Source organism: Dethiosulfatibacter sp. (genome assembly GCF_983023055.1).
In genome coordinates, this window is record NZ_CEZJXU010000127.1 from 1 (window position 1) to 5615 (window position 5615).

The 5615-nt window shown below is 36.1% G+C and carries 8 protein-coding genes and 1 pseudogene; all 9 read left to right on the forward strand.

Annotation, left to right across the window (positions count from 1 at the left end; all coding sequences use genetic code 11):
* Positions 1 to 73: 73 nt before the first annotated feature.
* A complete protein-coding gene (locus tag AC3AX0_RS05950; RefSeq protein ID WP_487549389.1) occupies positions 74 to 280 on the forward strand; it encodes a 4Fe-4S binding protein in 207 nt (68 codons plus the stop codon).
* The gene (locus tag AC3AX0_RS05955; RefSeq protein WP_487549390.1) at positions 270 to 1403 is read left to right on the forward strand and encodes a 2-oxoacid:acceptor oxidoreductase subunit alpha; all 1134 of its coding nucleotides are present in this window, start codon (positions 270 to 272) and stop codon (positions 1401 to 1403) included. Before AC3AX0_RS05950 ends, AC3AX0_RS05955 begins: the two co-directional genes overlap by 11 nt.
* Positions 1403 to 2224: a 2-oxoacid:ferredoxin oxidoreductase subunit beta gene (locus AC3AX0_RS05960; RefSeq protein WP_487549391.1), complete on the forward strand. Its 822-nt coding sequence runs from the start codon at positions 1403 to 1405 to the stop codon at positions 2222 to 2224. Before AC3AX0_RS05955 ends, AC3AX0_RS05960 begins: the two co-directional genes overlap by 1 nt.
* A gap of 1 nt (position 2225) precedes the next feature.
* Positions 2226 to 2753: a 2-oxoacid:acceptor oxidoreductase family protein gene (locus AC3AX0_RS05965; protein WP_487549392.1), complete on the forward strand. Its 528-nt coding sequence runs from the start codon at positions 2226 to 2228 to the stop codon at positions 2751 to 2753.
* 21 nt (positions 2754 to 2774) lie between these two features.
* Positions 2775 to 3656, forward strand: a complete 882-nt coding sequence (locus AC3AX0_RS05970) for a MurR/RpiR family transcriptional regulator (RefSeq protein WP_487549393.1) — start codon at positions 2775 to 2777, stop codon at positions 3654 to 3656.
* A 113-nt stretch (positions 3657 to 3769) separates the two neighbouring features.
* Positions 3770 to 4126 carry a chorismate mutase gene (gene aroH / locus AC3AX0_RS05975; protein WP_487549394.1) on the forward strand — a complete coding sequence of 119 codons (357 nt, stop codon included), beginning with the start codon at positions 3770 to 3772 and terminating at the stop codon, positions 4124 to 4126.
* Between the two features lies 1 nt (position 4127).
* Complete coding sequence (gene cmk, locus AC3AX0_RS05980) at positions 4128 to 4784, forward strand: (d)CMP kinase (protein ID WP_487549395.1); 657 nt, start codon at positions 4128 to 4130, stop codon at positions 4782 to 4784.
* Positions 4774 to 5373 carry a lysophospholipid acyltransferase family protein gene (locus AC3AX0_RS05985; protein ID WP_487549396.1) on the forward strand — a complete coding sequence of 200 codons (600 nt, stop codon included), beginning with the start codon at positions 4774 to 4776 and terminating at the stop codon, positions 5371 to 5373. Before cmk ends, AC3AX0_RS05985 begins: the two co-directional genes overlap by 11 nt.
* Positions 5373 to 5615 (forward strand): annotated as a pseudogene (locus AC3AX0_RS05990) (4-hydroxy-3-methylbut-2-enyl diphosphate reductase); the annotation flags it as partial. The gene AC3AX0_RS05985 and the pseudogene AC3AX0_RS05990, both read left to right, overlap by 1 nt.

The window sequence follows — 5615 nt, forward strand, 5'->3', positions numbered from 1 at the left end:
CATGAAATTTTTCTTGCAAAATAAATTTCACAGTGCTATTATTTAGTTGAATTTATTAATAGGAGGTAGCTGTATGGGCACGCCCAAAAAAGTAGTTACTAATAAAAAATGGTGTAAAGGTTGCAGAATTTGCGTGGAATTCTGTCCTAAAAATGTTTTGGAATTGAAAAACGGAATCATAGATATCACAAGACCAGATGATTGTATATCGTGTGGTATGTGTGAACTGAGATGCCCTGACTTGGCAATATTTTTAGAGGAGGTATCTGATGAGCAATAATATTAAATTACTCCAAGGAAATGAAGCGTGTGTTGAAGGTGCTATTGCAGCAGGAATGAATTTCTATGCTGGATATCCTATTACTCCTTCAACTGAGTTGGCGGAATTGTCAGCTGAAAAACTACCTACAGTAGGTGGTCATTTCATCCAAATGGAAGATGAAATTGCAGGAATGGCTGCAACTATTGGCGGATCCTTAACAGGTAAGAAGTCAATGACTGCTACAAGTGGTCCTGGATTTTCACTTAAACAAGAAAACTTTGGCTATGCATGTATAGCAGAAATTCCATGTGTAGTGGTTAACGTACAAAGAGGAGGTCCTAGTACAGGATTGCCTACATCTCCGGCGCAAGGAGAAATAATGCAGGCTAAATGGGGAACTCACGGAGACCACCCTGTAATAGCTCTTTATCCAAACTCAGTACAGGAAATATATACAACTACAATTGATGCATTCAACATGGCCGAAAAATATAGAACTCCGGTTATACTTCTATTAGATGAAATAATTGCACATATGAGAGAAAAAGTCGATTTGTCAGTTAAGGATGCAATAGAAATTATAGATAGAAAAAAACCAAACGGCAGCAAAGATGAATATCTTGCATACCAGCCTGATGAAGATCTTATTCCTCCTATGGCTGATTTTGGAAGTGGATACAAATACCATGTTACTGGACTTGTACATGATGTGACAGGATTCCCAAGTACTGATGCAAAGATTTCACATGATTTACTTCATAGACTTATGGATAAGATAGACAACAATGTTGACGACATAGTCAAGTACGAGGAATTCATGCTTGAAGATGCAGAGGTTGCTTATGTTGCTTTCGGAGCGACTTCAAGAGCAGCAAAAGATACGGTACTCAAGTTAAGAAGCGAAGGAATAAAAGCTGGAATGTTCAGACCTATTACTATTTGGCCTTTGGCAGAAAAACAACTTAAAAATCTTACTGAAAATGTAAAGCTGGTAATAGTTCCTGAAATGAATATGGGACAATATGTTGGTGAAGTAAGAAGAGTTGCAGCGGCTGACTGTCAGGTTGAATTCTACGGAAGAATAGACGGACAGCCATTAAACCCTGGTGAATTATATGAATTTACTAAGGAGGTATTATAATGAACGCAAGTAGTTTAGTACAAAAATATTTCAGAGAAGAAAACCTTCCTCATATCTGGTGCCCCGGATGTGGACACGGTATAATAATGCATGCAGTTGCTAGAGCAATAGATAATCTTGGTCTTGACCAGGACAATATCTGTATAGTTTCAGGTATCGGATGTTCATCACGAGCTCCAGGATATATGGATTTCAATACTCTTCACACAACTCACGGAAGAGCACTTGCATTTGCAACGGGTATCAAGATGTCTCAACCCAACCTTAAGGTAATAGTACTTACTGGTGACGGAGACTGTTCTGCAATCGGTGGTAACCACCTTATACATGCAGCAAGAAGAAACATAGATATTACAACGGTTGCATTCAACAACAATATTTACGGAATGACTGGAGGACAGTATTCGCCTACAACTCCATCAGGAGATTATGGAACTACGGCCCCTTATGGAAATATAGATAAGAGCTTTGACCTTTGCGATCTTGCAAATGCTGCAGGAGCTACATATGTTGCCAGAGCTACTGCATATCATGCTAAACAGCTTACTACATATATAGAAAAAGCAATTATGAATGAAGGATTCTCATTTGTTGAAGCGGTTAGTTCTTGTCCTACATACTATGGAAGAAAAAACAAGAAGGGCAGCGCAGTTCAAATGATTCAGAATTTAAAAGATAACTATATAGACATCAAGGTTGCTGAGAAGAAACCTGAGCTTGCAGAATGCAAAACTCTCATGGGTGAATTCTACAACAAGCCAGAAGAAGAATATACAGCTAAATATCAAAAAATTATCGATATGTTCATAAAGGAGAACTAATATGTCTAAGCAATATGAAATTAGATTAAGTGGTTCAGGTGGACAGGGACTTATCCTTGCAGGAATTATCCTTGCTGATGCCAGTCTTATTCAAGGAATAAACGGAGTGCAGTCTCAATCTTATGGACCTGAAGCAAGAGGCGGAGCCAGCAAAGCTGAAGTAATAATCAGCACTGAAGAAATAAATTACCCAAAAGTACAACAGTGTGATCTTCTTCTATGCCTTACTCAAAAATCTTATGACGAATATATTGCATCATTAAAAAATGATGGTATACTAGTTATAGATGACAGTATTGAAACTAATGTTGCAACTGATGCAACAATATACAAGTTGCCAATACTGAAAACAGCAATAGAAGAGATGAAAAAACCTATGGTTGCAAATATTATATCCTTGGGTGCGATCAGCAATATACTTGATATTCTTGAGGAAAAGAATATCTTAGAAGCTGTACTTAAGAGAGTTCCTCCAGGAACTGATAAAATAAACAAGGAAGCTTTCAACAAAGGTATATCTCTTTTATAATTCACTATTAAGGATGATAATATGAACATAGATGCCAACGAAGACGTAATCAGAATTATTCAGAACAGTTATTTTAAGTTCAGCAAGGGACAGAAGGCTATAGCGCAGTTTATTATTGATCACTATGACAAGGCCGCTTTCATGACTGCTTCAAAAATTGGACAGACTGTAGATGTAAGTGAATCCACAGTTGTTAGATTCGCAACAGCCCTTGGTTTTGACGGTTATCCTGAGTTGCAGAAATCACTTCAGGTAATGATTAAAAACAAACTTACTACCGTTCAGAGGATGTCTCTTGAAGAAGACCAGGATGATTCTGATGAATTCATCAAAAAAGTTTTGAAAAACGAAGTTGCTTCCTTGAAAAACTACCTGGAAGAACTGGATCAGGAACGGCTTGAAAAAGCAGCGGATATGGTTTTCAATGCAAAAAAGATTTATATTCTTGGAATGAGGGTGTCATACACCCTTGCACTGTACCTGGGATTTTATCTTGATGTAATTCTTGATAATGTTAAGGTGCTCAACTCAGGTTCAAACTCACTCTTTGAGCAAATTGTAAGAATAAGTGAAGACGACCTCTTTATAATCATCAGTTATCCAAGATATTCGAAGCAATCTATGGATGCAGTAAATTTTGTTAAAGACAGGAATGCAAAAATTCTGGCTATTACAGATACTGAATCTTCACCTTTTTACGCACTGTCTGATATTGCACTACTTGGAAAAAGTAACATGGTTTCCTTTGTCGATTCTCTTGTAACACCTATGGCTGTAATAAACTCTCTGATTATGAGTGTTGGGATTAGAGAAAAAGACGATATAGTACAGTATTTTGATATTTTGGAAAATGCATGGGACAGATATAGTATTTATAAGAAGCCCCTTGAAGAAGATAATTAGCAGCTTATTGCCATTGTAAAAAAACCGGTCAAAAACCGGTTTTTTTATTTATTAATTGTTATTTTTTATTGTATTGAAGCCATTTTTATAATATAATATTAGAGGTGATTTTTATGAAGACTATCAGAGGTGCAATAACAGCAGACTATAATACTGAAAATGATATCAAAAAAAGTACTATAGAACTGCTTGAAGGTGTCATCAAGGAAAATTCTTTAAACCATGATGATATTGAAAGTGTAATTTTTACAGTAACAAACGATTTAACAAAATCCTATCCTGCAAAACATGCAAGGGAAATGGGACTTGAAAACCCTACCTATATGTGCATGCAGGAAATGCATGTAGAAGGAAGCTTGCGAAAATGCATAAGGATTTTGATGTTTGCAAGAATGGAAAACAGGAAACCGAATCATGTATATCTTAAAAATGCAAGTCGATTAAGACCTGATTTAAATAGGGAAAGCTGATATGATTATAGCTATCGACGGACCTGCAGGAGCAGGCAAAAGCACTATTGCAAAGAAGCTTGGTAAAAAAATGGGTTATATGTATCTCGATACAGGAGCCATTTACAGAACCATAACTCTATATCTATGTAATAGAAACATAGATATAGAAAACAAAAGGATACTGGCTGATTCTCTATCAAATATTGATATGAAGTATACTATGGATCATATCTACCTTAATGGAAAGATAATTGATGATGATATTAGAACAGAGTCCATATCGCAAAAGACTTCTCAGTATTCAAGCAAATTTGAAATCAGAGTATTTGCCGTAGAGATGCAGAGAAACATATCATTAGGTGAAAATATCGTTCTTGAAGGAAGGGACATTGGTACAGTGGTATTCCCAAATGCGGATTACAAGTTTTATCTGACAGCCAACGAAGAAGTTCGGGGCAAAAGAAGATACAAGGACATGTTGGACAAGGGAATGGACACTTCACTGGAAGAAATTATCAACAGCATTAAAGAAAGAGATTTCAATGACAAAAATAGAGAAATATCTCCACTTACAAAAGCTAAAGATGCAATAGAAATTGATACCACCTCCATGACTATAGAGGAAGTAGTTGAAAAAATGATCGGCTACATCAAAGGAGGAGTAAATGCTATATAAAATAGTAAGAAATGTTTTACTGGTTATTTTCAACTTAGCGTTTCGCGTTAAAGTTCATTCAATTGATGAAAGAAAAAATGAAGGTGAACCACTGATTATTTGTTCTAACCATAAAACAATATTTGATCCTATAATGATAGCCATAACATTTAATGGCAATATTAGATTCATGGCAAAAAAGGAGATCTTTAAAAACCGTTTCATAGCATCCTTTCTTAAAGGCATTGGTGCATTTCCCGTTGACAGAAGCGGCAATTCATTGGCAGCCATTAAGAATTCCTTAAAAATCCTCAAAGGGAAAAATACTCTTGGAATATTTCCAGAGGGTACAAGAATGGACAAGTATGACGAGAGTGCAGTCAAGGGTGGAATAGGAATGCTTGCAGTAAGATCAAAATCAACTATTCTTCCAGTTTATATTGATTCAAAATTCAAACTTTTTGGAAGAGTCGACGTATATTATGGAAAGAAATACGACTTCAATGAGCTAAATCCAAAAGAACTTGAGTCTTCAGACTATGTTCAGTTAAGTAGGGATATAATGAGTAATATATACAATCTTAAGAATAAAGATGGAGAAGCATCATAATGGAAATAATACTGGCGGATTACTATGGAACATGCTTTGGTGTTGATAGAGCACTTGCTATGACAAATAAAGCTCTTGAGGATCATGTTGCACTATACTGTTTTGGAGAACTCATACACAACAAACGTGTGGTAGGAAGATTTGAAGACCGTGGATTGAAGGTTGTAGATGAACTGGAAAACCTCGATCTATCAGAGAATGACAAATCCCCTCTAATACTAAGGTCCCATGGAGTTGGTAGA

Excerpts from the sequence above, each read along its gene's own strand:
- aroH (WP_487549394.1), top strand. The coding sequence starts at position 3,770 with ATGAAGACTATCAGAGGTGCAATAACAGCAGACTATAATACTGAAAAT.
- AC3AX0_RS05955 (WP_487549390.1), top strand. The coding sequence starts at position 270 with ATGAGCAATAATATTAAATTACTCCAAGGAAATGAAGCGTGTGTTGAA.
- AC3AX0_RS05965 (WP_487549392.1), top strand. The coding sequence starts at position 2,226 with ATGTCTAAGCAATATGAAATTAGATTAAGTGGTTCAGGTGGACAGGGA.
- AC3AX0_RS05950 (WP_487549389.1), top strand. The coding sequence starts at position 74 with ATGGGCACGCCCAAAAAAGTAGTTACTAATAAAAAATGGTGTAAAGGT.
- AC3AX0_RS05970 (WP_487549393.1), top strand. The coding sequence starts at position 2,775 with ATGAACATAGATGCCAACGAAGACGTAATCAGAATTATTCAGAACAGT.
- AC3AX0_RS05985 (WP_487549396.1), top strand. The coding sequence starts at position 4,774 with ATGCTATATAAAATAGTAAGAAATGTTTTACTGGTTATTTTCAACTTA.
- cmk (WP_487549395.1), top strand. The coding sequence starts at position 4,128 with ATGATTATAGCTATCGACGGACCTGCAGGAGCAGGCAAAAGCACTATT.
- AC3AX0_RS05960 (WP_487549391.1), top strand. The coding sequence starts at position 1,403 with ATGAACGCAAGTAGTTTAGTACAAAAATATTTCAGAGAAGAAAACCTT.